Below are 26,907 nucleotides of genomic sequence, written 5' to 3' on the forward strand. Positions count from 1 at the left end.
CCCTCCTGCATATGTTGCGATGCATGAAAATGTTGCCCAACGGCCACGATCGCTGAAATTGCACGCGGAACAGGCTGGAACCCCGCGCAATTGGACCTCCATTCATTGCGAGGCGCGGTGACGCCGTGAGATTGTGTGCGGGCGCAAGGCGTTGCCGCACGCCCGGGTTGCATGCTTGCGATGATTTCTTTTTCCGATTTGAGAACAGCGATGACCGGACCGACAATGGCGCGCGTGAGGATCGGACACAGGCTGGGGTCCGTCGTCCGTCACGCGCTGGCGACCCTGCTTGCGACCACCGCGCTCGGCGTCGTCACGGCCCATGCCGTCGACGGCATCTGGACCGGCAGCACCTCCACCGAGTGGACGGATGGAACGAACTGGACGTCTAGTCCGGACGTACCTGACGGCACCGCGACCTTCACCAATACCGGTCCGACTACGGTCGACAGCAACGGTCTCGTCAACATCGGCGCCGTCGTGTTCACGGCCGCACCCAATGCGCAGGCCTACACCGTCAACACCAACGACATCTTCGTGGTGAACGGCGCCGGCATCTCGAACAACTCGACCAACGTGCAGACGTTCAACGTCGGCTCCAGCATGGTGTTCACGAACTCCAGCAGCGCGAGCGCCGGCAGCAATGTCGTGACGTACAACGTCAGCGGCGGCGGGATGAGCTTCAACGACACCTCGACCGCGGGTTCGGCCGCCATCACCAACAACGGTGTCATCGAGTTCAACGGCGGCAGCAACGCGGGCACCGCGACGATCACGAACAACATCGTGCTGAACTTCAACGACACCAGTTCGGCGAGCGGGTCCACCATCACCAACGCCGCGACCGGCTTCGTGGCCTTCACCGCCTCGTCCACCGCGGGCACCTCGACGATCTCCAACAGCGGCTCGCTGAGCTTCGTCAACTCCGCCACCGCCGGCAGCGCCACCATTACCACCGAGAATTTCGCCACCACGACCTTCACCGGCACGTCGACCGGCGGCACCGCCCGCTTCATCACCAATGCCGGCGGCACCTTCGACATTTCCGGGCTGACCAGCACCGGCATGACGTCGGGTTCGATCGAAGGCGCCGGCGACTATGTGCTCGGCGCCAAGACGCTCACCACCGGCAGCCTCAACTCATCGACACAGGTCGACGGCGTGATCTCCGGCGCCGGCGGCGGCCTCACCAAGGTCGGCACCGGCACGCTGACGCTCACGGGCACCAACACCTATACCGGTCCGACGACGATCTCGGCCGGAACGCTGGCGCTGTCGGGCTTCGGCAGCATCGCGAACTCCAGCGTCGTGACGGTGGACGGGACATTCGACATCTCCGCGTCCTCGTTCCCGTTCAACGCCATCACCACGCTCGCCGGCGGCTCCAGCGGCGTCGTCAACATGGGCAGCAACGGGCTGTTCATCAGCAACGGCTCGACCGAATTTGCGGGCGTCATCCAGGGCACCGGCGGATTTGAAGTCGGCGGCGGCACGCAGACCCTCTCGGGCGTGAACACCTACACCAACGTCACGCAGATCGACGCCGGTGCAACGCTGGCGCTGAAGGGCAGCGGCTCGATTGCGAGTTCGCTCTACGTCGCGTTCTCCGGCGCCGGCGCAACGCTCGATATTTCCCAGACCACGTCCGGGGCGTCGGTGACACAGCTGTTCTCGTTCGGCACCAACGGCGTCGTCGCGCTGGGGTCGAAGACGCTGACGGTCACGGTGGGCAACTCCTTCGGCGGCGTGATCCAGGACGGCGGCATCGGCGGCGGCACCGCCGGCAACCTCACGATCGCGAGCGGTGCGACGCAGCAGCTCTACGGCACCAACACCTATACCGGCACCACGACCATCGCGGCCGGCGGCGAGCTCGATCTCATCAACTCCGCAGGCAGCGACGGCAGCATCTCGGCCTCGAGCAGCGTCGTCGCCAACGGCATCTTCGACATCACGGCCTTGAGCACGGGCACCTCGATCAAGTCGCTGGCCGGCTCCGGCAACGTCAATCTCGGCGCCAACACGCTGACGATCACCAACGGCAACGGCACTTTCGCCGGCGTGATCGACGATGCCGGCGCGGGCGGCGGCCTGACGCTGGCCGGCGGCACGCAGACGCTGTCCGGCAACAGCACCTATACCGGCGCCACCACCGTGAATGGCGGCACGCTGGTGGTGGACGGCTCGATCCTGAACAGCCCGACCACCGTCAATGCCGGCGGCACGCTCGCAGGCTCCGGCGCCGTCGCCGGCGTCCAGGTCAACGGCGGCACGCTTGCGCCGGGCAGCGCAGCGAACCCGTTCGGCCCGCTGACGGTGAACGGATCGCTGATCTTCACGGCGGCCTCGACCTATCTGGTGCAGGTCTCCTCGACCAGCGCGAGCCTCACCCAGGTGACAGGCGCAACCGACCTCGGCGGCGCGACGGTGAGCGCCAACTTCACCTCGGGGACCGTCAAGAAGCAGTACACGATCCTGACCGCGGCCGGCACCCTCGCCGGCACCACCTTCAATCCGACCGTCCTCTCCAACATGCCGACGCTGAACGCGACGCTGAGCTACGACACCAGCAACGTGTTCCTCAACGTCAACGTCAATTTCGCGCAAGCCGGCGGCCTCAACGGCAACCAGCAGAACGTCGCGAACACGCTGACCAATTTCTTCAACACGACCGGCGGCATTCCCGCAGCCTTCGCTGCGCTGTCGCCGGCGGGACTGACCACCGCCTCGGGCGAGCTCGGCACCGGCATCATCCAGTCCGCGATCAACGCCGACGGCCAGTTCCTGAACCTGATGCTCGATCCGACCGTCATCGGCCGCTCGGGCGGCTTCGCCAAGGCGGGCAGCGTCGCGCAATTCGCCGGGAGCGACGACGCGACCGCCTATGCCACGATGCGCCTCGCCAACGCGCGCGAGCGCGAGGCCTACGCGATGGCGACCAAGGCGCCGCTGCTGTCGTCACAGCCGAGCAGCCGCTGGAGCGTCTGGGCGGCCGGCTATGGCGGCTCGGCCTCGGTCGGCGGCAATGCGGCGGTCGGCTCGCAGGACCTGACCGCGCGGGTCTGGGGCGGCGCGGCCGGCGCCGACTACAGGCTGTCGGTGGATACGCTGGTCGGCTTCGCGCTCGGCGGCGGCGGGCTGAACTACTCGGTTGCCAATGCGATGGGCTCGGGCTCGGCCGATTTGTTCCAGGCCGGAATCTACGGCCGGCACAATTTCGGGCCGGCCTACATCTCGGCCGCGCTGGCCTATGGCTGGCACGACGTCACCACCAATCGCACCGTGGCGCTCGCCGGCGCCGACCAGCTCCAGGGCCGCTACAAGGCCGACACCTTCTCGGCCCGCTTCGAGGGCGGCTACCGCTTCGCAACGCCTTTGATCGGCATCACGCCTTACGCGGCCGCACAAGTGACGAACTTCAACCTGCCGAACTATTCCGAAGTCAGCCTCAATGGCGGCGGCCTGTTCGCGCTGAACTACGCCGCGCAATCCGTCACCGACACCCGCTCCGAGCTCGGCCTGCGCACCGACAAGGCCTACGCCATGCAGAACGGCGTGCTGACCCTGCGCGGCCGCGCCGCCTGGGCGCACGACTACAATCCGAGCCGCGCCGTCACCGCGCTGTTCCAGACCCTGCCGGGCACCAGCTTCGTCGTGAACGGCGCACGCGTCGATGCCGACTCCGCGCTGGTCAGCGCCAGCGCCGAGATGAAATGGCTCAGCGGCTTCTCGATCGCCGGCACCTTCGACGGCGAGTTCTCCGGCAACGTCACCAGCTATTCCGGCAAGGGCGTGTTCAAGTACTCCTGGTGAGCCGACACAGCCCACCTGATTTGGCGCCCTACTTCCCCGCCTGCCACTGGCCGGAGACGCCCAAAATCACCCTGACGCGGCCGGTGGGGGCATCGCTCAGCGCCGTGGTCTGCGGCACCTGGACGTCGAGCTGGTCGACGAACAGGAACGGCATGCCGGCCTCGAGATCGTAGAGCAGCTTTTGCAGCGCGGGCTGCTCCAGCTCGCAGCTCACGACGAGGCCGACGAAGCCATCCTTGGTTTGCGCGCCTGAGACATCGACCTGCGAGGACTGCACCGAGCCGCCGACATTGCCGACGGCGGCGGCAACCCGCTGCAACAGATTGGCACCCGCGACCGTCACGGTGGGCCCTTCCAGGAACGGCGTGCCCGGATGCTCGGCCGAGACCGCCGCGGGATTCCTGGCGCCGCCCTTGCGGCCACGCAGCTGGTCGAGCAGGTCCGAGGTCTGCGCCAGCGCCTGGCGGTGGGCGATCACGTCGGCGATCGACAGCCCTGCCGTCAGCAACAGCGCGCCGGCGATTGCGAGATAGAGCGTGACTGCAATCAGCGGCGATCCCGTGAGGGCCCGCGCAACGGCATGTCCGCCGGCGGCCTTGGCGCTGCCCATGCCGACGCTCATGGCGCGTTCCTCGGTTCGATTTGCGCCTCGATGTGGAAGCGCTCGCCGGGATCGGAGGGGCTGCGCGTCGTCGGCGCGTAGAAGGTCGCGCGCGTAAAATGCTGGGACTGCTCGATCAACGGGATCAGCGAGGGCGCATCGCGCGTGATGCCGCCGATCTGGATCTTGTTGCCGGACAGATGCATCTCGGTGACATAGGTATGATCGGGCAGTATCCGGCTCAGCGATTCCAGCACGATCACGCTCGCCGGCGTCTCGTATTTGCGGCGCTCCAGCAGCGCGAGCGGCGAGCGCTCGCCGCCGTCGCTGCCGCGCAGCGCGGCGCGGCGCTGGGTGATCTGCCGTTCGAGCTCGCCCTCCTGCGCGGTGAGACTGTCGGCCAGGTAGCCGGCGGCGACGGAGCCGATCACCGCGGTGACCGCGGCAAGGGCCAGCACGGCCTGCAGCGTCCGGCTCAACCGCACCGGATCGATCGCGCCGCGCGATCTCTGCTCGAACACCTTGACGCGCCCGCCCCCGCTCGCCTCCGTCACGATCGCGATCGCCGACGGATGGAACGCCGAGACCGCCTCGACATAGTTCATCGCCTGCCGGCGCGGCACGGCCGCGATCTCCGTGGTGATGCTCTCGCTGCCATGCGCCACCGGGGCGCTGCACCCGAACACGGCCTCCGCCGCGCTCCATGGCGTCAGCCGGTCGATCTGCGCCCGCACGATGCCCTCGAGGAAGTCGGCCGCGCGGGCCGGCAGCTCCAGGGTGCGGAACAGGAAACGTGTCGGCCGCAGCACGATCTCGACGCGGCTGCCGCGGGCGATCTGCGCCAGATTGACGCCCGTGAACTTGCCGTCCTCGAACGCGATCTCTTTCGGCACATTCTCCGACTTCGTCGCCTCGAGCGCGAACGCACCGGTCTCGGTCTCGACCAGCCGCACCACGCGCGGCGCCACCACGCGCTCCAGCGCGGCAACGATCGCCCCGGCCACGGTGCCGGTCCAGGCATCGAGAATGCCGCGAAGGGAATTGAGCGAGCTCATCTCACAGAGGCTTTCCGGCGGAGCCGTCCAAGGCATTGTGCCACGACAATACACGATAGGGCTCGTCGCCGCTCTCGAGAAGCAGGATGACGATCTCGGCCGAGCTGCGGCGACGCGACGGCGCCTCGACCGTTACCGTCATCCGGTACGCCTTCGCGCCCTCGCTGGTCGCATTGGTGCCGCCGGCGAGCCCGACCAGCGATCGCGGATCGACATTGGGGTCGGCGCGGTCGCGCAGCAGCTGTTGCAGCGTCTGCGGCGTCATGCCGGGCAGCGCGGCCACCACCTGCGGCGCGGCGTCCAGCACGTTCACCGTCCGCATGTTGCTGAACACGGTGACGAAAGGCAGCATGCGTTCCACGACGGCGGACGGAATGCCGCGCACGAGCCAGAGCTCGTCGCTGTGCGGAAACGGCGCATGGCGCGGCAGATAGGTGGCGCCGAGCGTGCGGTAATAGGAATCTTCCGGATTGTCCTGGCCGGGCTCGGTCGACGAGCGCCAGGCCATGATCCGGTCGGCGTAGACAGGCGCATCCGCCGCGGAGACGCCGAGCGCCGTCATCAGGCCCGCCAGCATCGCCCTCGGCGCCATGTTGAGATCCACGCGCGCGGCCTCCGAGCGGAAGGTCACGCTCACCCGGCCGGCCCCGACGCGCGCATTGAAGGTGCCGCTGGTCGGGCGCGTTGCTTCGGGTTGCGCCGTCAACCGGTAGGCCGCCAGCTCGAGGCCGGCGTTCGCCAGCGCATCCGCCTGCAACCGGTCGGCATTGACGGCCACCGTGATCGCCGTGTTGGTGACATAGGAGAGGTAGATCAGCGCGAGCGCGGCGAGCGCCGCCAGCATCCAGAGCACCGCGACGACGATGAAGCCGCGGCTGTCACGAAGACTCGCTTGTCCGGGCTGCGCGCCGCTCACAGCTGCTGCTCCTCTTTCTCGGCCTGTTCCGGCCGGGTACGCGCCGTGACGCATGACGCCGGATTCCTGGCCCGCGCGCACTCGGCCGGTGCCGTGATGTGCGGGATCGCGGCGGCCGACACCGCCAGCACCTGCCCGGTCGCACTGTTGCGCACGGTGATGCGGATGCGGTCCGGCAATTGCGCCTGGCCGCGCCAGGTCGGCTGCCACCGGCCGTCCGGCCCGGCATAGGTGAAGCTGACGCGGAACGGCGCGCGGACCAGCACCACCTGGTCGGCGAAACGGATCTGCCCGTCGGTCGGCATCGGCTGGAACGGCGCGCGCTCGCGCACCAGCGCGAGCCCTTGAGAATCGGCCTTCTCGATCAGGCGGATGAATTCGAGGCCCGGCCGCGCGCTCGGGCCGAGCGCGGTGCGCAGGAAGGTCACCGACAATTCGGCGCCGTCGAACAGCGGCGCCCTGGCGTCGCCGTTGACGGTGATCGGCTCGGCGACCGACAGGTCGGCGACGATACGGTCGAGGCCGGTGGCGAGGCGCTCGGCCTGCTGCACCCGCGCGATGCCGCGATTCCAGTTCGGCAGCCATTGCGCGGTCACCGTCGCCAGTGCCCCGAGGATGACGGTCATCAGCAGCGTCGCGAGCAGCACTTCGAGCAGTGTGAAGCCCGCCTCGTCGGCCAGCATGCGGCGCAGCCGTTTCATGGCGCGCCCCTTGGCACCAGCTTCACCGTCGTGATCTGGATCGCAGCTCCGTCGGCGCGCTGGAGGCGCAGATTGACGGCCAGAGGCACGAAGCGATCGGTGGCGGGATTGCCGCCCGCCACATTCATCGGCGCCACGTCGACGCGCCAGCGGCTGCCGGCGAGCTCGCCGCTCTGCCGGCCGGGCTTGAGCAGCCCCCGCGCCGGAAGGTCCGCAAGCAGCGTCTCGGCCGTGCCCGACAGCGCCAGATGCTGGTCGATCGAACGCGTCCCCCTGGTCGTCGTGGCGATGACCGAGCCGATCGCCCCGAGCACGACCGTGATGATCGCGAGCGCCACCAGCGCCTCGATCAGCGTGAAGCCGGCGGCGTCAGAGCAGCTTCTGCGGGACAATCTCGACGCCTCCGGTCAGCCAGTTGACACGCACCTCATAGCTCATGCCCGGCCGCGCCAGCGCGATCGTCCCGCCGCACGACATGCCTGACGGAAAGAAATCGATCGACCGCCCCGCGGCGCGATCGGCACAGCGCGCGGCCAGCGTTGCCTGCACGACCACGTCGCCCGGCAGGCGGATGGTCCGCCCGCTGACGCCGGAGCGGATCGCACGCGCCTGCGCATCGACCTGCGTCACCACCCGCACCTGCCGGCGCAGCGCCGCATTGCGGTCGGCCTTCAGCAGCGCCGCGGTCTCGACCGCATAGCTCTCCAGCCTGGCGCGCGTCGTCGAGCGCGGGATCGCCGGCAGGATGATCGCCGCGAGCAGGCCGATGATCGCGAGCACGCACAGGATCTCGATCAGCGCGAAGCCGCGCGCATCGCGAAAACCTTCAGCGCGTGCCGCTGACAATGTCGGCCGCCGTTCCACTGCCGCCTTCCTGACCGTCCGATCCGAGCGAGATGATGTCATAGGGTGCGCTCGCGCCCGGCGAGCGATAGACATAGCCGTGCCCCCAGGGATCGTTCGGCACCACGCCGCCGCGCAAATACGGTCCGTTCCAGCCGGCTTGATTGGTGTTGCGGGTCAGCGCGGCAAGGCCCTCGTTCGACGTCGGGTAACGCCCGAGATCGAGATAATACAGATCGAGCGCACTGGAGAAGCTCTCGATCTGGATCTTCGCCGCCTTGGCCTTGGACTCGCTGAGATAGTTCAGCACCCGCGGGCCGACCAGCGCCATGATCATGCCGATGATGGTGATGACGACCAGCATCTCGACGAGGGTGAAGCCCGCCTCACCTCGCCCTCTGCGCCGTCGGCCGCGCGATGCGGATCGATGTTTGGTCACTTCAAGCCTCTCTTGTTCCTTGCCCGTTTCCCGGCCCATTTCTTGGCTCATTCCCTGGCCCATTCCCTGGCCCTAACCGACAATCTGGCTCACCGACATCAGCGCCGTCATCACCGAGGTGATCAGGCCGCCGACGACCAGCGAGATCGCGATGATCGCTGCCGGCCCCGCAATGCCGACGGCGCGGTCCAGCGTCCGCTGCAGCTTGGTCTCGTAGAATTCGGCGACGCGCCCCGAGAGCATCGGCAATTGCCCGGTCTCGTCACCGAGCCGGAGCATGCGCACCGCCATCGGCGGCAGCGCTTCGGTCTCGGCCAGCGCGTCGGACAGTTTCGAGCCGTGACGGACACGGTCGGCGGCATCGCTCCAGACCGCGGACGGACCGGTCGTCGCCATCATGTCGATCAGGATGCGCAGCGTGATGGTGAGATTGACGCCGCTGCCGAGCAGCAGGCCGAGATTGCGGCAGAACAACGCGGTACGATACGCGCTCATGATGTTGCGGATCGCCGGCAGCCGCGTGATCGCATTGGTGAGGCCGTGGCGGATGCGCTGCTGCCGCAGCAGGAGCCACACGGCCGCGATGGCCGCCGCCAGCCCCGCCAGCACCGCGTCGGAATTGCCGCGCAGGAACGTCGAGATGTTGAGGAAGACGCCAACGATGGGGTCGACCTTGGCGCCGAAATCCTGGAGCACGGATGCGAACTGCGGCAGCACGAAGGTGAGGAAGAACAGCAGCACGCAGCCGGCCGCGCCGAGCACGAACACGGGATAGCGGATCGCATCCGACAGTCGGCGCCGCAAGGCCTCGCTGCGCGCGCGTTCGCCGGCCAGCACCTCCAGCACCTGATCGAGCGAGCCGGAGGCCTCGCCGACCCGCACCAGCGCGATATACATCGGCGGAAACAGCCCCTCGTGCCGCGCCAGCGCCTCGGCAAAGCTCTCGCCCGAGACGACGCGCGAACGGATGTCGGCGACGACCGGGCGCAGCCGGCCGAGATCGGGATCGGCGGCGAGCAGCTCCAATCCGTCGTTGATGCGGGCGCCGGCGCGCAGCAGCAGTGCCAGATCGCGGGTGAGGATGGTGACGTCTTCCGGCTTCGGCCGGTTGAACAGGCTGAACACACTGCCGGTCGCACCGCCCTCTTCCGGCGTGACGTTGTCGACCAGCACGAGACCAAGCTGCTCGATCCGCTGCGCGACGTCGCCCGGCGCAGGCGCGGCGATGGCGCCGGAGACCAGTTCGCCGTTGGCATTGAGCGCGCGGTAGCGGTAGTTCGGCATGAGCTCTATCGCGGAGCGGACGTGGGTTGAATCAAGCGGCCGCATGCTCGGTGCACCTCTCCCGCCTGCGGGAGAGGTCGACGCGAAGCGGCGAGTGGGGGTTCTCTCCTCTTGGGGATTGTCGATTGCAGAGACACCCTCTCCCCAACCCTCCCCCGCAAGCGGGAAAGGGAGCACACCTCTCGTCTTGCGGCATTTGAGCCTGATCGCATCATCTAGCGCACCGTCGTGACGCGGAAGACCTCGGGCACGGTGGTGAGGCCGGCCCGGCATTTGGCGACCGCGTCCTCCAGCATCGTGGTCATGCCGCCCCGCATCGCGGCGGCGTCGATGCTGTGGGAATCCGTCTGCGGTCCGACCAGCGCACGCACCTCCTCGGACATTTCGAGGATCTCGAACACGCCGTTGCGGCCGCGATAGCCGGTGCCGCCGCAACGTTCGCAGCCGCCGGCCTCGTGCACGACCTCGCCGCACTTGAAGCCGATCACGGCAAAGCGCGGGTCCTTGGCGAGATCCGCCTGGGTCAGCGCATGCGGCACCTTGCAGCGGTCACAGAGCATGCGCACCAGCCGCTGCGCGACCACGGCGCGCAGCGTCGACTTGAGCAGAAAGCCCTCGATGCCGAGATCGATCAGACGCGGCACGGCGGCCGCCGCCGTCTCGGTGTGCAGCGTCGTCAGCACGAGATGGCCGGTGAGCGCAGCGTGGATCGCGATATGCGCGGTCTCGGCGTCGCGGACCTCGCCGACCATGATCACGTCGGGGTCCTGGCGCACGAAAGAGCGCATGGCCGAGGCGAAGGTCAGCCCGATCGACGGCTTGACCTGGGACTGGTTGATGCCGGGGATCTCGTATTCGACGGGATCCTCGATGGTGAGGATTTTTCGCGTCGGCTCGTTGAGGATCGACAGCATGGTCGCGAGCGTCGTGGTCTTGCCGCTGCCGGTCGGCCCGGTGACGACGATCATGCCGTGCGGCATCGCCAGCAGGCGCGTCATCACGCTTTCGTCGCGTGCGGCAAGACCGAGCTTGCTCATCTCCAGCAGGCCGCGGTCGCGCGGCAACAGGCGGATGACGGCGCTCTCGCCGTGCTGCGTCGGCATGGTCGCGACGCGAACGTCGAGCTCGCTGCGCCCGACGCGCACGCGAGCCGCGCCGTCCTGCGGCAGCCGCCGTTCCGCGATGTTGAGGCTGGCGAGAATCTTGATGCGCGAGATCAGCGCCTGCGGCGGGATACCGTGCGGCGACGGCAACGCGCGGAGCAGTCCGTCGACGCGCATGCGTACCGTAAGTCCTGCGCGGAACGGCTCGACATGGATGTCGCTCGCGCGCAAATCCACCGCGCGCTCCAGGAGATCGTTGAGGGCGCGCACCACCGGCGCACCGCTGGCGAGATCGCGCAGACTTTCGATGTCGTCGTCGGACTGTTGCGCAACGCCTTTGCCGCTTCGATCGGCATTTGCGTCATCGGCATCGGCCCGTTGATCGAGGACCGTCGTAATGTCTTCGTATGACGCCACGACGACATCGACCGGCGTCCCGAACACGATTTCGGCGGCGCGAATGGCTGCCGTGTCGGAGGGGTCGGCGACAGCCAGCCGGAAGGCGTCGTTCGTCGCGCTGAAAGGAAAGATGGTGGATTCACGCAGGAAGCGGCGCGAAAAGCCGTCAAGACGGGGCGTCGCCGCGAGCAATTGCGGCAGGCTCAGCCGCGGCAGTGCAAAATAATCGGAGACTTCGTCAGCGAATTCGGCCGCGGACAGATCGGTGGCCTCCCACAATTCGCGCAAGGGGCGCGTCAGCGCGGGATTGGCCGACTTGTCCATGTGGGCGTGCGCCCGCGGCGGCAGTGAATATTTGTCGAGGAGGTGCTGCCGGAAGCTATCTGCGGAGCGGTCGCGCATCGCATTCACAGCGTTGACCTTGTTACTTGAATGCAACAACTTCGGCGGGTTACGGACAGCCCTTTGCCCTTGACTTATTTCTTAGCAAAAACATAATCGTGGCGCAAACTATTGAGCGTCCGAGCCGACGGGGGACCGGATGCAATTTTCAATCACTTCCAGCGTTGGCAGGCGTATTTTGTCCAGGGTGGTCCAGCCGCTTTTGCGCCTTCGCTCAGCGTTGCCCGGGACGCTCGTTCTGTTGTCGTGTGCGTTCGTGCTCGGCGCCTGCATCGTCACCGCCGACCAGTCGGTGGAAGCCGATCCAAAGGATCCGCGCGCCCAGGACATCGCCGACAAGATCCGCTCCCTCGATCTCCAGCCGCGGCTCCCTGCGGACACCGGGTCGGGCGGTGTGGCTCAGGCGAAATCGTCCAAGCCCGCGATCTATCTCAGCGATGGTGCAACGCCGCAAGGCGGCGCGCTGGCCGAGCGCGACGATGCCGGCGGCAGCGGCTACGACCTGAATTTCGAGAACGCTCCCGTCGCCAGCGTCGCAAAGGTCATCCTTGGTGACGTACTCAACGTCGGCTACACGATCGACCCCCGCGTGCAGGGAACCGTGACGCTGGCCTCGGTGCGGCCGGTACCCAAGGCGGACGCGCTCTACGTGCTGGAAAACGCGCTCCGCATGTCCGGTGTCGCGCTGGTCCGCGATCGCACCGGCTATCGCCTGCTGCCGGCGCCGGAGGCCGGACCCGGCGGCATCGACCGTTCGGCGAACGCCGCGGCCGGCCAGGGCATCACGGTGGTGCCGCTGCGCTACGTCTCGGCCCAGAACATCTTCAAGCTGCTCGACGCCTTCGGCGTGAAGGCCTCGACCATGCGTCCCGACAGCGCCCGCAACACGCTGATCGTCAGCGGCAGCGGCACCGAGCGGGCGAGCGCGGTGGACACCATCCTCTCCTTCGACGCCGACTGGATGCGCGGACAGTCGGTCGGCATCTTCCCGGTGCGCAACTCCACGCCGGAGCCCGTCATCGCCGAGATCGAGAAGATCATGGATTCCGGTGAAGGCGGCATGAGCCAGAGCATGATCAAGTTCCAGCCGATCGCACGGCAGAATTCGATCCTCGTGGTGAGCCAGAAGCCGGAATATCTCAAACGCGCGCAGACCTGGATCGCGCGGCTCGACCGCTCCGATACCGAAGGGGTGAACCTGAAGTCCTACCCGCTGCGCTACGGCAATTCCAAGCTGATCGTGGCGCTGCTGAACGACATGCTGCTCAGCCAGGGCGCGACGAGCAGCTCGACGCTCGACAGCGGTTCGAGCCAGATCTCGCCCGGCGCCGGAATCTCGACCTCATCATCGGGTAATCCGGTCGCCTCGCTCAGCGCGCTGCCGACCGCCGGTGCCGGCGCCTCGACCCCGGTCACCGCGCCCGCGGGATCTTCGCTCAGCGCCCGCCCCGCGCCGTCCGCGTCGGCGCCGCCGCCGGACAACGGCGTAAGCGGTCTTTCTGGCGGCACGGCGAAGCCCGGCCTCAATGGCATTCTCCAGAACGTGCGGATCACCGCCGACGTCACCAACAATGCCGTGCTCGTCTATGCCAACCAGGAGGCGCAGCGCATCGTCGAGCAGACCATCCGGCAGATCGACCGGCCGCAGCGCCAGATCGCGATCGAAGCGACGATCGCAGAGGTGACGCTGAACGACCAGCTGAACTATGGCGTACAGTTCTTCCTGGCCAGCAAGCAGGGCTCGATCTCCAACACCACCTCGGGCATCAGCAATTCGAGCACGATCGGCAGCAACATCGAGGGGACGAGCAACGCCGTCAACGCGGCGGCCGGCGCCCTGCTCGGCCGCGCGCTGCCGGGCTTCAACTTCCTGATCGGCGCCGAGAACTCGCCGCGCGTCGTGCTCGACGCGCTGCACGGCGTCACCAACGTCAAGGTGCTGTCGAATCCGTCGCTGGTCGTGCTCGACAACCAGCCGGCGACCTTGCAGGTCGGCGACCAGGTGCCGTTTTCGACGGGCACCGCGACCGTGCTGACCGCCAACAACACCGTCGTCAACACCATCGACTACAAGAACACCGGCATCATCCTGCGCGTGCTGCCGCGCGCCAACGCCAACGGCAATGTCGTGCTCGACATCGAGCAGGAAATCTCGAGCGTCGCCGCCGGCAGCGCCAACTCGCTGACGCCGACGATCTCGCAGCGCCGGGTCAAGAGCTCGATCGCGGTGACGAGCGGGCAGACCGTGCTGCTCGCCGGCCTGATCAGCGAGACCGAGAACAGGCAGCGCCAGGGCCTGCCGATCCTGGATTCCATTCCCGGCGTGGGCGACGCCTTCTCGCACCAGACCAATGCGCGCAGCCGCACCGAGCTGATCCTGTTCATCCGCCCGACCGTGATCAAGGATGGCGTCGATGCGCATGTCATCGCCGAGGAGATGCGCAGCAAGATGAACAGCCGCCTGGTCGGCACCAGCAATCCCGTGGTCACCGTGCCCAAGGCGGCACGCTGATCGCGTGACCGATCCGGAGGCGAATGACGGGACGGGCCCTGCGCTCGCGCTCGGCATCGCGCTGCTGCTGGGGGTGTTCGCCAGCCTCGTCGCCGCGCCGGGCGCCGAAGGCATGTTTGGCGCCTTCCTGGCTGCCCTGATGCTAGCGATCGCCGCGCACGATGCTCGCCACTATCTCATTCCGAACGTGCTGACGGGCGCCGCTTTCGCCCTCGCCTTGCTCCGCGCCGCCACGTTCGTGCCTGACGTCGGCGCCGAGGCCCTGCTCTGGCCGGTGATCCGTGCGGCGGCCGTTGCGATCCCGCTCCTGCTGCTGATGGCGTTCTACCGGCGCTGGCGCGGCCGCGACGGGCTCGGGCTCGGCGACGTCAAGCTGGCCGCGGTCTGCGGTGCCTGGCTCGACCTTGCGACCGTGGTCGTGGTGATCGAGCTGGCGGCGCTGCTGGCGATCGGCGCCTATGCCGCCCATGCGGCGCTGCAAAGAAAGCCGCTGCGAACGACCGCCTACCTGCCGTTCGGATTGTTCCTGGCACCGGCCATCTGGATCGGCTGGCTGGGCGAAACCTGGTATGCGGGCTGGCTCGGCGGCTGGCCGGGCTAAGGCCCGATGATACCTGGATGAATCCTCATTCCGGCGCTGGCCCGAGGCGATCGCCTTCTACTGTGCATGGGGTTGTTTTCGCGATTTTGGTTTGGCGGCGCCGGCGGCCCGGGAAAACCGGGCCGTCAATGCTCGCGGCTCGGCGCCCATTCCAGCGCCCGCAGGCGGGCCTCGGCGATCTGTCCGCGCGTCATCTTGGTGGTGACGGCATCGCGGATGCGGACCCTCGCCTCCCGCGCCGGCGGCGGTGCCGCGGCCGTCGACAGGTTGAGCCATTTGGAGGCCTCGACGACATCCCGCGGCACGCCCTGGCCGCGGTCGTAGAGCAGGCCCAGCGAATATTGGGCGCGGCTGTCGCCCTGCTCCGCCGCGCGGCGGTACCACATCGCCGCTTCCGTGTAGTTCTGCGGCACGCCGCGGCCGGTCTCGAACAGCAGGCCGAGATAGGTCTGCGCCGCCGCATTGCCGCGCTCGGCAAGCGGAATGAAGATGCGGGATGCCGCCACATAGTCCTGGCGCTGGAACGCGGACATGCCCTGGCGGAGCGATTGGGCGTGGGCCGGCATCGCCGTCAGGAACAGAAGCGCGGCGACGGCCGCTGAGGCCCACCGCAACAGCCCGGCATGGCACCGGCGCTCAGGATCATATCCGCCGAAAGACGTCATGCCGTTCCTTCCCTGCATGCCACAAGACTAGTCCGGCGGTACGAAGGAATCCAGAGCACTGCCCGGCCATGCAGCAACCGGCGATTTGGCGCTTTGGGTGCACGGCCGACCCGACTATAAGGCGAGCGAGGCTCTCCTGAACTAATCTCCTTGCCGTCGCGCCCGATGCGCGGGAGCGGCCACCACGGGCACAGGATCGCGTGTTTTGCGGATTTGCATCATCCAGTCCTGCTACATCCCCTGGAAGGGCTTCTTCGATCTGATCCGGCAGTGCGACGAATACGTGATGTTCGACCGTGCCCAGTACGTGAAGCGGCACTGGCACAACCGCAACCTGATCAAGACGGCGAGCGGCCCGACTTGGCTGACCATCCCCGTCGTCGTCAAAGGCCGCTTCGAGCAGCCGATCGACGAGGTCGAGATCGCAAATCCCTGGGCGGAGAAGCATTGGCGCGCGATCGAGCTCGCCTATCGCCGCGCCGCGTTCTTCGACGATTTCGCACCGCTGGTGAAGGGCTGGTACGAACAGGCCGAGCGCGAGAAGCGGCTGACCGAAATCAATGCCATCTTCCTGCACGGAATCGCCGCTCTGCTCGGCATCGCGACGCGGATGACGCGCGACACCGCCTATCCGGCGCAGGGAGCCAGCACCGAGCGGTTGCTCGCCATCGCCCGCGCGGCAGGCGCGGACCACTATCTCAGCGGCCCTTCGGCGCGCGCCTATTTCGACGAGAACCTGTTCCGCGCCGCCGGCGTGACGACGGAATGGATGAGCTATCGCGGGTACCCCGAATACAGCCAGCTGCACGGCGACTTCGTGCACGAAGTGAGCGCGCTCGACCTGCTGTTCAACACCGGGCCGGCGGCGGCGCGCTATCTCGATCGGTCGACCTGACGCCTGCGGGCATGAGCGGGCATGAGAAAGACCCCGGACGAGCAATCGTCCGGGGCCCTTCATGACCTCGCAGTGACGAGACCGCTAGTGCAGCGCGGTCGGCGTCGTCACACCGTTGGACGTGTTTCCGTCGATCTGGCTCGTCGTATAGGACGACACGGTGCCCGACACGCCGGTGGTATTACCCTGGATCATGGCTTCGCCGATCCGGATATTGGCGGTTCCGCCGGCGTTCTGGATACCGGTGCCATTGTTGGAGGCCGTCGTGCGCATGACCATCACGTTCGCGGTTCCGGACCCGCCGACGCCGATGACGCCCGCCAGCGTGCTGTTGGTCGCAGTGCTGTTGTCGATGGCAAGGTTCACGCTGCCGCCGCTCGCATCCGCCGCCATACCGAAGGTGTTGCGATCGGCGACCACGCGGTCGACCGTACCCTTGCTGATTCCGCCCGCCGCCGGCGCAATGCGAATCCCGGCGCCGGTCGAGCCGTTACCGTTGCTGAACAGCGTGGTGCGGGTGATCTCGAAGCCGGTGGTGCCGCCCGCCGTGATCGAGATGCCGCTGCCCGTGAAGCGCCGGATCACGCAATCCTCGACATGGAGGAAGCCGCCATTGAGGAAGGTGATGCCGTTGATGCCGGTGCCGAGGCCCTCGATGTCGAGGCCCTTGAGGAACAGGTAGTCGTTCACGCCACCGTTGAAGATGATGCCGTTGGTGCCGGACACCAGCACGCCGGCTGTCCCAGCCTCGCAGGAGATCGTCATCGACTTGGTGACCGTCACCGCGCCGAAGCCGCCCGGATCCAGGCAGTTGATCTCGCCGGCCGCGGCGGTCTTGGAGATCGCACCCGCGAAGGTCTTGCAGGGTGCAGTGCGGCTACAGGGGTTGGCGTCATCACCGACACCTGACACCCAGGTTCGGGTCGCTTGCGCGTTGGCGGGCGCAGACGCGAGGAGTGGAACGAACAGTCCGACGGCCAAAGCTACCAGGGCAATGCGACGCATGGTATATCTCCTTTAAGGGAAGTGGGATTGCTCGGTAATGCAGAATTTCCGCGAGCCGGTACTCGTTGCTCGGGAAGGCATGGGACAATGGAAGCGTTTTCGAAACTGACAGGCCCCCTGTCGAATTAGTGCAATTCTCGTCTTGTCGCCGGCTAGTTATTATCGCCGGCCAGATATTATTTCGCAGGTACTATCTCGGATCGCAGAAAGCTTTGCGACATACCGTCGTGGAAATCAATTGATTCCCGCTCAATGATCTGACGCTAGCCCACTGCACGTCGGAACCTGCTTGGATTTGTCTTTGCAACCACAGGGAGGTTCAAGCCATGCGAAGCTTTTTTTCGCCGCCTCCCGATTGCGTAGAGATGCGACGAATTTCGTCAGCAGTCACAGGCTCTCGCGGCCGTTGAATACATCGCGTTATGGCGCGAATGTTCACTTGTATACGGTGGATCTGACATCGCCGCGGCGCGGCCTGTGACAAGGTATCGCACATGCCTGATGCTGGACCTGCAACGTAATTGCGGCTCGTCAGGTGACGAGATGCCAGCCGTTCGCGGCATTCGTCGTGCCGATCTGCTGGTTGAGCGCGACCTGGGTGCCGTTCATCTCCCACACCGTCAGCGCGTGGGTGGTCGCGTTCTCGAACAGGATGTCGGACTTGTGGTCGCCGTCGATGTCCTGCAAGCCCGCATAGATGTCGCCTGAAGCAGCGATTCCGACCTGCGGGCCGTCGATGATCTGCGTCCCGTTGAGCTGCCAGACGGCAACACCGCGAGTCGTGCTGTTGAGGAAGAGCAGATCGGATTTGCCGTCGCCGTTGAAGTCGCCGACGTCAGTAAACTGCCAGCCACCAGCCGTATTGATCGTGCCGATCTGCGGGCTCGCGGTGATCTGGCTGCCGTTCATCAGCCAGATCGCGGCACCATGTGTGGTGTCGTTGATGAAGAACAGGTCGGTCTTGCCGTCGCCGTTGAAGTCTCCGGTCGCCGCGAAATGCCAGCCGCCCGCCGCGTTGACCGTACCGATCGTGGTCGCGGAAGAGACCTGCGTGCCGTTCATCTGCCACATCTGGACGTCGTGGGTCGTGTCGTTGATCAGCAGCAGGTCGGTCTTGCCGTCACCATTGAAGTCTCCGGTGGAGGCGAAGTGAAAGCCGGACGGCGCGACGCCGACCTGCGGGCCGACGACGATCTGCGTGCCATTCAACTGCCACTCCGCAATCCCGTTGGTGGTCGAGTTGACGAACAGGAGATCGGCCTTGCCATCGCCGTTGAAGTCCCCGACGTCGGTAAACTGCCATCCCCCTGCGGCATTGATAACGCCGACGACGGCAGGCGCGACACTCTGCGATCCGTTCATCAGCATCGCCGACAATTCGTGCGTCGTGTCGTTCAGGAACAACAGGTCGGCCTTGCCGTCGCCGTTGAAGTCGCCCTTCGCGGCATAGTGCGAGCCCGTGGACGAGGTGCCGACTTGCGTGTTGTCGAGCACCTGGGTGCCGTTCATGTCCCAGACGGTGACCCCGTGCGTGGTGTCATTGAGGAACAGCAGATCAGTCTTGCCATCACCGTTGAAATCGGGCTCGCGTGTTGCGGTGTGGCTGGCGGCGAAAGCTGCGGCCAGCGTGGCGTTCGTCACCGTGCCGTCCGCGAACTGGAAATACTCCACGCCCGTAATCGTGTCGGTGCCGTCGGGGGTACCTGAACGCTGGTCGGAGATGGTGAAGGTCTGCGTGGCAGAATTGTAGACGATGACGTAGTTGGCTTCGTTGCCCGAATACACCACCGTGTCGTTGCCGGAGCCACCGATGATGGCGTCGTTGCCGCCGCCGCCGGTCAGCGTATCGTCGCCGGAGCCACCGTTCAGCACGTTGGCAATGGCGTTGCCCAGGATGGTGTCGTTGCCGGAGCCGCCGATAGCGTTGTCGATGTAGGAGCGCACGTCATTGTTGTAGAGATAGGCGTTGTAGACGTTGCCCGACGCGTAATGGCCGTTGCCGAGATTGGCCAGCTGGACGGAGGAGAACAGCGACGACGCACCGGGATTGAGATTGATGCTCAGGCTGGTCGTGTAGTTCGACAGATCGTAGGTGTCGACACCACCGCCGTCCCAGACCGTCTCGTAGATGCGGTTGGCGGAGCCGCCGGCGCCGCCGCCCGGCGCGAGCTGCGCCACGCCGTTAATGAACTCCTGCCCCGTCGTCTGACTCCAGGTGTAGACCGTGGTGCCGCTCTGGTACGTGTAGTTCGCACCGTACAGCGTCTGGAACGCGAGGATATCGTTGGCCATGTAGGTCTGCGGATATCCGTAGGCCTCATTGGTATAGCCGGTCGAGGTCGAAGCGCCGACATAGCTGCGATAGCTCATGACAGTGTATTCGCTGTCGTCATGCGCGCTCGGTACCGCGACGTTGGCGACGCCGCCGGTCTCCTGGCTGTGCTTGAGTCCGAAGGCGTGACCGAGCTCGTGCAGCGCCGTCGTGAAATAGTAATTGCCGAGCTGCGCCAGCGAATAATTGTAATGGGTGCCGAACCAGACGTCGCCGCCAGCCGCATAGTTGCCGGGATAGTAGGCGTAGGAGGTCGGATTGGCCGACGGCGACTGCGCGATCATGACGTTGGCGCTGCCGGTCCCGTTGTACTGGATGGTCGCGTTGGTGTAGTTGAGGATCAGTCCGATCGCGTAGTTGATTGCCGCCTGCATCGCGGTCGGCGCCGAAGCGAAGCCCGTGGTGGTCGGCTCGCTGCTACCACCGCTATAGGGATTGCTGTAATCGCTCGAGGCGTCCGGGAAGCTGTAGGTGATCGTGCCGGACCATTTGGTGCCCGCCAGCAGGCCGTCGATTTCCGCATTGTTGGTGGCACTGACGGTAACAGAAGTGGCCAAGGGACTCTCCGGAAGCGATTCGGCGCGCAGGCAAGCGATTCTAGCTTGAGATTGATACGTTTGGTTTAATTTGGGCGAAGGCCTCCGGCGGCTTGCGTAATGCGCGGTTAGGCATCAAATCCCGTATTCGCACGGGACCGCGGCAAGGAAACCCGACCGGGCGGCACGGTGGATATGCAAAGAAAATCATGACAATAGCCCGACTGTCAGCCGGCGTGCTCGGCACCCTGCTCGTCTTTGTCGGCTCTGGAGGATTGCGTGCCATGGACGGAAAAGCCAAAGCCGTCGAAAGCCACAAGGCGATCCGTTCACCGTCGGTTCCGCCCGCCCGGGATCCGTCCGCTGCGGTGGCCGAGGAGTACGAGGCCGCACGCCGCAAGGACACGACGGACGCCTACGAGCTCTTCATCGCGCGCCATGGCGACGATCCGCTCGCCAAGAAGGCGCGCGCCCACCTCAGGCGTCTGTCGCGCTGAGCGACGTCAGACCGCACGGGCAACGACGACGCGGCTGCCGCCGGCCGGCCAGGCCAAGCCGGCAAGCGTGATCCGGACCTCGGTGCGCAGAATTGCCGTGAGCAGCCCATTGATGCGGTGGTCCAGCATGAACTCGTGATTGACGCTCTCGCTGCTCTGCTTGCCACGGCCGAGCGCACGGCTCGCGACCATCAGCGGCAGCAGCAGGGCAGTGAAGGACGACGAGAACAGCACCTCGAAGCCGTTCCGACGTAGTTTCTGCTCGAGCTCGCCGCGCTCATAACGCCGCTCGTGATGTGCGACCTCGTCGCTGCGGCTCCACAGCCAGCGGTGCTGCGGCACGGCGATGATCGCGCCGCCCCCGCTTGCGGTCGCGCCGCGCATGGCCCGCAGCACGGCCTCGTCATCGGCGATGTGTTCGATCACGTCGAATGCGCCGATGAGATCGAACAGCCCCGCGGCCGGGATGTTCCGCGCGTCCATCTGCACGAGCTCGACGGTCTCAGGCAGACGCTTGCGCGCATGAACGAGGCCGGATGGGTGCAACTCGGAGCCCGCGAGCCGGTCCCAGTCGCGGGCATTCGCGATACCACGCAGCACGAAACCCGTGCCGCAGCCGACCTCGAGGAAGCGGCGCGCCTGCGGGAAATATTTGCCGGCGAGCCCCACGATCAGCTCGTTGCGCGCCACGAACCAGAAATGTCCGGGCTCGAGCGCGGCGAGTTCGTCAAAGGCCTTGGGATCGAAGCCGCTGATCGTATCGGCCAGTTCAGGCGCAAAGCTCGCAATCCCCTCACGCTGCTCGATCACGTGCGCGCAGGCAGGGCAGCGGGCATCGAGCGGCCAGACCGGCTGGTCCGCGGCAACGGGCACGACCGCGTCGCAGGACAGGCAGCGACGGCCGGAGATTGCCTCCGTCATGTCAGGGACGTCTGGAAAATGGTGGCCGCGGTCGGCCGATAGCACGGTGATCCTGCATGGGAGCGACTATAGACAGCGCGCCCTGCAATGGCCAGATCGGCGAGATCGCGGCGCGCCGCACGTGACACGCCGCAGCCCAGACTGTAGAAACCGGATGATCTGACGCCCAAACCGGAATGTCGCGTGCTCGACTTCGTTAGCCCGGAAAACCACCAGCCCCTGACCCCTGCCGCGGACGGCTCGGCGCTCGTCCGGGCCGACGGTGTGCGCTATCCGATCCATGACGGCATCCCCGATTTCGTTCCCGCAAGTGGCAGCGAGGAACCGCCGCATGGCAACCAGGATTTCTACCGCACCCGCGCGCAGGAATACGATCTCGGCAACAGCGTCATGTTCCGGATGCTGCTCGCCGAGGAGGAGCCGGTCCGCGAGGATTTCGCCGCAAGCCTGTTGCTGCGGCCCGGCGCGCGCGTGCTGGAGATCGGTTGCGGGACCTGCCGCGACACCGTTCATCTGCTGCGCAGGGATGCAACCGTCTATGCCGGCGACCTCTCCCACGAGATGCTCGCGATCGGCAAGCAGCGGCTGCAGGACGCCCGGGCCGACTTCAGCCGCGCGCGCCTGTTCAGGGGCGATGCGATGCGGCTGCCGTTCCCGGACGGGTTCTTCGACGCGGCCTTTCATTTCGGCGGCCTCAACCTGTTTCCCGACATCGCCGGCGCGCTCAAGGAGATGGCGCGGGTGGTGAAGCCGGGCGGCCGCGTCGTCGCCGGTGACGAGAGCGTCGGCCCGTGGCTGGCGGACACCGAATTCGCCAAGATCCTGAAGAACTCGAATCCCCTGTTCGCGCATGTCGCGCCGCTCGACAAAATTCCGGTCAACGCCCGCGACGTCAGCTGCCGCTGGGTGCTGAGCGGCTCGTTCTACCTGATCTCGTTCGAGGTCGGCGCGGGAGAACCGCAGCTCGACCTCGACGTCGAGTTTCCCGGCTGGCGCGGCGGCTCGCACCGGACGCGCTATTTCGGCCGGCTCGACGGCGTCTCGCCGCAATTGCGCGAGACGATCGTCAAGCAGGCGGCCGCCGAGGGGATGTCGATCGTCGCGTGGCTGGAGAAGACGTTGCGCAAGGCGACGGAAACCGGCTAGCGTCGGTCCGGGAGCAAGACGCGTGAAGCAGCAGATCGTCATATTCGGCAACGGCGAGATCGCCGAGCTTGCGGATTTCTACCTCACGCAGGATTCCGCCTATGAGGTCGCGGGCTTCACCGTGGACCAGGCCTATTGCAACGCGGACAGTTTTCGCGGCCGGCCGCTGGTGCCGTTCGAGCAGGTCGCCGAGACATTTCCGCCGGAGCGCTTCGGCTTCTTCGTCTCGATCGGCTACAACAAGGTCAACGCGCTGCGGCTCGCCAAGGTCGAGGCCGCAAAAGCGATGGGCTACCGGCTGGCGTCCTATCTCAGCAGCCGCGCCACCGTGTTCGACGGGTTCGAGCTGAAGGACAATTGCTTCATCCTCGAAGACAACACCATCCAGCCCTTCGCACGGATCGGCGCCAACGTCACGCTGTGGAGCGGCAACCATATCGGTCACCATTCCACCATCGAGGACGACGTCTTCATTGCCTCGCATGCGGTCATTTCCGGCGGCGTCGTGATCGGCCGCGGCAGCTTCGTCGGTGTCAACGTCACCATCCGTGATCGCGTCAAGATCGGCCGGCAATGCGTGCTCGGCGCCGGCGCGCTCGTGCTCGAGGACCAGCCGGATTTTGCAGTCGTGGCTCCACGCGGCACGGAGCGGTCGGGCGTGCCGAGCACGCGGCTGCGCAAGATCTAGCGCAGCACCGCGAGGCCGAAGCCGGACTTGCCGTATTCATTGCCGTTGTAGAGCATGAAGCGCGTGCCCTTGTGATCGAACACATGGGGATAGCAGAGGCTGGCGCTGTCCCATCCGCTGTCCGAGACGGTGAGACCGACCTCGGAATCCTTCCGACTCCATCGAATGCCGTCGCCGGATTCGGCATAGCCGATCCGGTAATGCTCGCCGCGGTGGCTAAACCACATCCGGTAGCCGCCGGCATCCTTGATCACCGAGGGCCGCGCGATGGCGTATTCGCCCGGATAGGAGAAGTCGATCGCGACAACGCCGTCCCGGCGCCAGGTCAGGCCGTCGACCGACTCCGCATATTTGAGGTGATAGCGGTGCACCGGGCGCGGCTCGGCCGGCTCCCAGCCGACGCACGACAGATACCAGCAGCGGTAAAGCGCTTCTTCACGCAGGATACAGGCCGCGCCGACGAAATGCGGCTCGGTCAGGCTGCGGTCGAGCACCGGTCCGCGGTAACGCTCGACGACGCAGCCGTCCTTGACCACCGCGAGCCCGAGCGCGTTGCGGAACGGCACCGTGACGCCGAGATTCCAGCCCGCGTAGTAGAAATATTTGCCGTACGCGCCCGCATCCGTGATCCAGGACAGCATCGCGCCGCTGTCGTCGAAGCCGCCGAGCTCGCCGGGCTCCAGCAGCGGTCGGCCGTTCAGCTCGAGCAACTCCTGCGGACGATTGAGATCGACCACCACGCTGAAGGTCGAGGATCGGTTCTGCACATCGCGCGCGCTGAAATAGATCCGGTAGACATCGCCCGTGACGAGTTCCGCGGTCGGCAGCGTCGCATGGCTGTGCATCTTCGGGTCGCGCCCATCGGGCCGGAAGATGAAGCCGATTTTTTCCCAGGATTGCATCGAATGAGCCAGTCCAGCCTTACGATCGGCCGCTCGTCGCGTGACCACCGGCGCGCGGATCGCGCGAGGCCACATGAATCAGTTTGGCGGCGGCGTCGGCGCGATAAACCTGCCGGATCACGGTATAGGGACGCTGCTTGGTTTCGACCAGGATGTCGGCAACGTAGATGCCGATGATGCCGAGAATGAGGATCGTCAGGCCGCCGAAGAACCAGATCGAGACGATCAGGGAAGCGAAGCCGCTGACGCCGATGCCGGAGGTGAAATAGCGGGCGACGATATAGAAGATCGCAAGCAGCGACATCAGGAAGATCGCGATGCCGCCGTACATCACGTAATAAAGCAACCGCGACGAGGTCGTGGTGAGATGCTTGACCGCCATCTCGAGCCGCATGCGGAACGAATAGGTCGTCGGCGACGTCGAGAGCTTCCTGACCTGAAGCGTAACCTGGCGGAATCCGGCAAGCTGAAACAGGTTTCCGATCAGGAACTCGCGTTCCTCATGTGCGAGCAGCGCGCGGACATAGCCGCGGGTCATCAGCCGTGCCACCAGCACATTGCGCGGCAGCGACTGGTCGCTGAGCGCATTGACGAGCGCGAAGAAGAGCTCACCGGTGACGCGCTCGAACAGGCGGCCGCGGCGAACCTCCTGGACGCCATAAACCACATCGCAATCGCCCTGCGCCAGTCGCTCGTGAAATCGCGTCAGGAGTTCCGGCTCTTCCTCCAGATCGCTGTCGACGAGGAAAACGAGATCGCCGCTCGCCTGCGCGAGGCCGGTCATCAGCGCCTTGTGGTGGCCGAAATTGCGCGAGAGGTCGACCACCACGACCCGCGGATCCGCCTCGTGCAGCGCCACCGCGCGCGCAAGGCTGTCGTCGGGCGAGCCGTCGTTCACCATCACGAGCTCGATGTCGCGCGTGATCGACTCGGCCGCCGCAAGCGCGCGGCGATAGAACTCGTCGATGGTCGCTGCCGAGCGATAGAGGGTGGTGACGATGGACAATTTCACCGGAACATCCCTTGAAGCCACGGAGCCTTGCGGGATTTGCCGCACTCGCCTCGCCGGCGCAAGGGGAATCTAGGCGTGGGATCACGGCTGAATCAAGCATCGAAATCGGGCATCGAGACTGGACATCGATCTTGGACATGGCTGGCTGCGCCGGCCGACACTTTGCCGCATGGTGTTTCGGCACTATGGTAGGCCCTGCAATCTGTCCCGGAGCCTCTCACGATGCCTTTTCCGCATGCCTCGGAAGCCCTGTCGCGCTTCACCGTGCTCGATCTGACCCGCGTCCGCTCCGGGCCCACCTGCGTGCGGCAGCTCGCGGACTGGGGCGCCAACGTGGTCAAGATCGACGCGCTGACCGAGGATGCCGGCGGCGAGCAGCCGGGCGGCCCGCGACGCGGCTCGGACTTCCAGAATTTGCACCGCAACAAGCGGGCGATGACCCTGAACCTGAAGGACGAGCGTGGGCTCGCCGTGTTCAAGCGCCTGGCCGCCAAGGCCGACGTGGTGGTCGAGAATTTCCGGCCCGACGTGAAGAACAAGCTCGGCATCGATTATGACAGCCTCGCCGCGATCAACCCTCGGATCGTCTATGGCAGCATCTCCGGCTTCGGCCAGGACGGCCCCTATCACAAGCGGCCCGGCTTCGATCAGATCGCGCAGGGCATGGGCGGGCTGATGTCGATCACCGGCGCGCCGGGCGAAGGACCGATGCGGGTCGGCATTCCCGTCGCCGACCTCTCGGCGGGCCTGTTCTGCGCCATGGGCATCCTCACTGCGCTGCTCGAGCGCGAAGTGTCCGGCAAGGGACAATGGGTCCAGACCTCGCTGCTCCAGGCCCAGATCTTCATGCTCGACTTCCAGGCCGCGCGCTGGCTGATGGAGAAGGAGGTGGCCAAGCAGGCCGGCAACAACCATCCGACCAGCATTCCGACCGGCGTGTTCAGGACCTCGGACGGCTACATCAACATTGCCACCACGGGCGGCCGGATCTGGGAGCGCTGCGCACAGGCGATCGGCGCGCCCGAGCTCTACAGCCATCCCGATTATGCGACAGCCCCTGCCCGCTCCAAGAACCGCGACGCACTCAACGCCGCGATCGAGAAGCGCACGGTGACGAAGTCGACCGAGACCTGGGTCCGTGAGTTCAACGAGGCCGGGGTGCCCTGCGGGCCGATCTACGCCATCGACCAGATGTTCGATGACGCACAGGTCAGGCATCTCGGCATCGCACAGGACGTGCCGAACGACGAGGACCGCCACATCCGCCTGGTCGGCCAGCCCGTGACGCTGTCGCGCACGCCGAGCAGGATGGTGGCGCGGCCGCCGGAATTCGGCGAGCAGACCGACGAGGTGCTGAAGGAATTCGGCTTCGGCGCCGACGAGATCGGCAAGCTGCGGGATGCCAAGGTGGTGTGAGCGAGACCACCAACGGAAAAAGGCCCGGCGGTTTCCCCGGGCCTTTCCTCGAGCTTGCATTGCCGGACGGCCTGCTCCCAGAGCGGGCAACGGCGCTTGATCGCTAGCGTGCGTAAACGCCGGGCGCCTTGTAGCCGTTCGGATAACAGCGGCCATCGGAATAATTGTAGTCGTAGCCATCGCCGCAACCGCGTCGCGGCTGGCCGCCGCGGCCCAAGCCGCC

23 protein-coding genes are annotated in these 26,907 nt (G+C 66.2%); 8 read left to right on the forward strand and 15 right to left on the reverse strand.

The annotated features are described in order from the left end of the window. Positions 1-225: 225 nt before the first annotated feature. Positions 226-3,813 (forward strand): autotransporter outer membrane beta-barrel domain-containing protein, encoded by a 3,588-nt coding sequence (locus tag PMI42_RS17120; protein WP_008136266.1) that lies wholly within the window; start codon positions 226-228, stop codon positions 3,811-3,813. A gap of 28 nt (positions 3,814-3,841) precedes the next feature. Here the strand turns inward: PMI42_RS17120 and gspM are convergent, their stop codons facing one another. The 9 genes from gspM to PMI42_RS17165 form a co-directional block, all read right to left on the reverse strand. After that, positions 3,842-4,435, reverse strand: coding sequence for a type II secretion system protein GspM (gspM, locus tag PMI42_RS17125; RefSeq protein ID WP_008136267.1), 594 nt, complete (start codon positions 4,433-4,435; stop codon positions 3,842-3,844). Then, positions 4,432-5,469 carry a PilN domain-containing protein gene (locus PMI42_RS17130; RefSeq protein ID WP_008136268.1) on the reverse strand — a complete coding sequence of 346 codons (1,038 nt, stop codon included), beginning with the start codon at positions 5,467-5,469 and terminating at the stop codon, positions 4,432-4,434. The genes gspM and PMI42_RS17130 overlap by 4 nt, the downstream gene beginning before the upstream one ends. Before the next feature lies 1 nt (position 5,470). Further along, positions 5,471-6,385 carry a type II secretion system minor pseudopilin gene (locus tag PMI42_RS17135; RefSeq protein ID WP_008136270.1) on the reverse strand — a complete coding sequence of 305 codons (915 nt, stop codon included), beginning with the start codon at positions 6,383-6,385 and terminating at the stop codon, positions 5,471-5,473. Continuing rightward, positions 6,382-7,086 carry a hypothetical protein gene (locus tag PMI42_RS17140; RefSeq protein ID WP_008136271.1) on the reverse strand — a complete coding sequence of 235 codons (705 nt, stop codon included), beginning with the start codon at positions 7,084-7,086 and terminating at the stop codon, positions 6,382-6,384. The genes PMI42_RS17135 and PMI42_RS17140 overlap by 4 nt, the downstream gene beginning before the upstream one ends. Continuing rightward, positions 7,083-7,478 (reverse strand): PulJ/GspJ family protein, encoded by a 396-nt coding sequence (locus tag PMI42_RS17145; protein ID WP_008136273.1) that lies wholly within the window; start codon positions 7,476-7,478, stop codon positions 7,083-7,085. Before PMI42_RS17145 ends, PMI42_RS17140 begins: the two co-directional genes overlap by 4 nt. Next, positions 7,456-7,950, reverse strand: a complete 495-nt coding sequence (locus PMI42_RS17150) for a prepilin-type N-terminal cleavage/methylation domain-containing protein (RefSeq protein WP_008136275.1) — start codon at positions 7,948-7,950, stop codon at positions 7,456-7,458. The genes PMI42_RS17145 and PMI42_RS17150 overlap by 23 nt, the downstream gene beginning before the upstream one ends. Beyond that, complete coding sequence (gspG, locus tag PMI42_RS17155) at positions 7,913-8,368, reverse strand: type II secretion system major pseudopilin GspG (protein WP_035965972.1); 456 nt, start codon at positions 8,366-8,368, stop codon at positions 7,913-7,915. Before gspG ends, PMI42_RS17150 begins: the two co-directional genes overlap by 38 nt. A 72-nt stretch (positions 8,369-8,440) precedes the next feature. After that, entirely contained in the window at positions 8,441-9,652 is a 1,212-nt protein-coding gene (locus PMI42_RS17160; RefSeq protein WP_035965938.1) for a type II secretion system F family protein, read from the reverse strand. A gap of 215 nt (positions 9,653-9,867) precedes the next feature. After that, positions 9,868-11,556: a GspE/PulE family protein gene (locus PMI42_RS17165; protein ID WP_008136280.1), complete on the reverse strand. Its 1,689-nt coding sequence runs from the start codon at positions 11,554-11,556 to the stop codon at positions 9,868-9,870. Between the two features lie 139 nt (positions 11,557-11,695). Between PMI42_RS17165 and gspD the strand changes: the two genes are divergently transcribed. Continuing rightward, entirely contained in the window at positions 11,696-14,068 is a 2,373-nt protein-coding gene (gspD, locus tag PMI42_RS17170; RefSeq protein ID WP_035965945.1) for a type II secretion system secretin GspD, read from the forward strand. Positions 14,069-14,072: 4 nt separating this feature from the next. Next, entirely contained in the window at positions 14,073-14,669 is a 597-nt protein-coding gene (locus PMI42_RS17175) for a prepilin peptidase (protein ID WP_008136284.1), read from the forward strand. A 125-nt stretch (positions 14,670-14,794) separates the two neighbouring features. On the opposite strand, the gene PMI42_RS17180 is transcribed toward PMI42_RS17175, so the two are convergent. Next, positions 14,795-15,334: a tetratricopeptide repeat protein gene (locus PMI42_RS17180; protein ID WP_008136285.1), complete on the reverse strand. Its 540-nt coding sequence runs from the start codon at positions 15,332-15,334 to the stop codon at positions 14,795-14,797. Between the two features lie 205 nt (positions 15,335-15,539). Between PMI42_RS17180 and PMI42_RS17185 the strand changes: the two genes are divergently transcribed. Continuing rightward, positions 15,540-16,229, forward strand: a complete 690-nt coding sequence (locus PMI42_RS17185; RefSeq protein ID WP_008136286.1) for a WbqC family protein — start codon at positions 15,540-15,542, stop codon at positions 16,227-16,229. 84 nt (positions 16,230-16,313) lie between these two features. Here PMI42_RS17185 and PMI42_RS17190 read toward each other — a convergent pair whose 3' ends face one another. Next, the gene (locus PMI42_RS17190) at positions 16,314-17,234 is read right to left on the reverse strand and encodes a hypothetical protein (protein ID WP_008136287.1); all 921 of its coding nucleotides are present in this window, start codon (positions 17,232-17,234) and stop codon (positions 16,314-16,316) included. 531 nt (positions 17,235-17,765) lie between these two features. Continuing rightward, on the reverse strand, positions 17,766-20,123 hold the full coding sequence (locus PMI42_RS38005) for an FG-GAP-like repeat-containing protein (protein WP_008136288.1): 2,358 nt from the start codon (positions 20,121-20,123) through the stop codon (positions 17,766-17,768). 188 nt (positions 20,124-20,311) lie between these two features. Here PMI42_RS38005 and PMI42_RS17200 point away from each other — a divergent pair, with 188 nt between their 5' ends. Continuing rightward, complete coding sequence (locus PMI42_RS17200; protein ID WP_035965950.1) at positions 20,312-20,599, forward strand: hypothetical protein; 288 nt, start codon at positions 20,312-20,314, stop codon at positions 20,597-20,599. A gap of 6 nt (positions 20,600-20,605) precedes the next feature. Here the strand turns inward: PMI42_RS17200 and PMI42_RS17205 are convergent, their stop codons facing one another. After that, positions 20,606-21,520, reverse strand: coding sequence for a class I SAM-dependent methyltransferase (locus tag PMI42_RS17205; RefSeq protein WP_157195770.1), 915 nt, complete (start codon positions 21,518-21,520; stop codon positions 20,606-20,608). A gap of 183 nt (positions 21,521-21,703) precedes the next feature. Here PMI42_RS17205 and PMI42_RS17210 point away from each other — a divergent pair, with 183 nt between their 5' ends. Both PMI42_RS17210 and PMI42_RS17215 read left to right on the forward strand, forming a co-directional pair. Then, positions 21,704-22,666 (forward strand): methyltransferase domain-containing protein, encoded by a 963-nt coding sequence (locus PMI42_RS17210; RefSeq protein ID WP_008136292.1) that lies wholly within the window; start codon positions 21,704-21,706, stop codon positions 22,664-22,666. A 22-nt stretch (positions 22,667-22,688) separates the two neighbouring features. Then, entirely contained in the window at positions 22,689-23,354 is a 666-nt protein-coding gene (locus PMI42_RS17215; protein ID WP_008136293.1) for an acetyltransferase, read from the forward strand. On the opposite strand, the gene PMI42_RS17220 is transcribed toward PMI42_RS17215, so the two are convergent. Then, positions 23,351-24,256, reverse strand: a complete 906-nt coding sequence (locus PMI42_RS17220) for a glycoside hydrolase family protein (protein ID WP_008136294.1) — start codon at positions 24,254-24,256, stop codon at positions 23,351-23,353. The two genes, PMI42_RS17215 and PMI42_RS17220, sit on opposite strands and share 4 nt — an antisense overlap. A gap of 19 nt (positions 24,257-24,275) precedes the next feature. After that, entirely contained in the window at positions 24,276-25,268 is a 993-nt protein-coding gene (locus PMI42_RS17225) for a glycosyltransferase family 2 protein (protein WP_008136297.1), read from the reverse strand. Positions 25,269-25,490: 222 nt separating this feature from the next. Between PMI42_RS17225 and PMI42_RS17230 the strand changes: the two genes are divergently transcribed. Continuing rightward, entirely contained in the window at positions 25,491-26,684 is a 1,194-nt protein-coding gene (locus PMI42_RS17230) for a CaiB/BaiF CoA transferase family protein (protein WP_008136299.1), read from the forward strand. Positions 26,685-26,907 lie beyond the last annotated feature (223 nt).

The organism is Bradyrhizobium sp. YR681, assembly GCF_000282615.1.
Taxonomy (GTDB): domain Bacteria; phylum Pseudomonadota; class Alphaproteobacteria; order Rhizobiales; family Xanthobacteraceae; genus Bradyrhizobium.

What these genes read in the sequence shown, in the direction of transcription:
- PMI42_RS17120 (WP_008136266.1), top strand. Translation starts at nt 226, where the DNA reads ATGGCGCGCGTGAGGATCGGACACAGGCTGGGGTCCGTCGTCCGTCAC.
- gspM (WP_008136267.1), bottom strand. Translation starts at nt 4,435, where the DNA reads ATGAGCGTCGGCATGGGCAGCGCCAAGGCCGCCGGCGGACATGCCGTT.
- PMI42_RS17130 (WP_008136268.1), bottom strand. Translation starts at nt 5,469, where the DNA reads ATGAGCTCGCTCAATTCCCTTCGCGGCATTCTCGATGCCTGGACCGGC.
- PMI42_RS17140 (WP_008136271.1), bottom strand. Translation starts at nt 7,086, where the DNA reads ATGAAACGGCTGCGCCGCATGCTGGCCGACGAGGCGGGCTTCACACTG.
- PMI42_RS17160 (WP_035965938.1), bottom strand. Translation starts at nt 9,652, where the DNA reads ATGCCGAACTACCGCTACCGCGCGCTCAATGCCAACGGCGAACTGGTC.
- PMI42_RS17165 (WP_008136280.1), bottom strand. Translation starts at nt 11,556, where the DNA reads ATGCGCGACCGCTCCGCAGATAGCTTCCGGCAGCACCTCCTCGACAAA.
- gspD (WP_035965945.1), top strand. Translation starts at nt 11,696, where the DNA reads ATGCAATTTTCAATCACTTCCAGCGTTGGCAGGCGTATTTTGTCCAGG.
- PMI42_RS17180 (WP_008136285.1), bottom strand. Translation starts at nt 15,334, where the DNA reads ATGACGTCTTTCGGCGGATATGATCCTGAGCGCCGGTGCCATGCCGGG.
- PMI42_RS17190 (WP_008136287.1), bottom strand. Translation starts at nt 17,234, where the DNA reads ATGCGTCGCATTGCCCTGGTAGCTTTGGCCGTCGGACTGTTCGTTCCA.
- PMI42_RS17200 (WP_035965950.1), top strand. Translation starts at nt 20,312, where the DNA reads ATGACAATAGCCCGACTGTCAGCCGGCGTGCTCGGCACCCTGCTCGTC.
- PMI42_RS17205 (WP_157195770.1), bottom strand. Translation starts at nt 21,520, where the DNA reads ATGACGGAGGCAATCTCCGGCCGTCGCTGCCTGTCCTGCGACGCGGTC.
- PMI42_RS17220 (WP_008136294.1), bottom strand. Translation starts at nt 24,256, where the DNA reads ATGCAATCCTGGGAAAAAATCGGCTTCATCTTCCGGCCCGATGGGCGC.
- PMI42_RS17230 (WP_008136299.1), top strand. Translation starts at nt 25,491, where the DNA reads ATGCCTTTTCCGCATGCCTCGGAAGCCCTGTCGCGCTTCACCGTGCTC.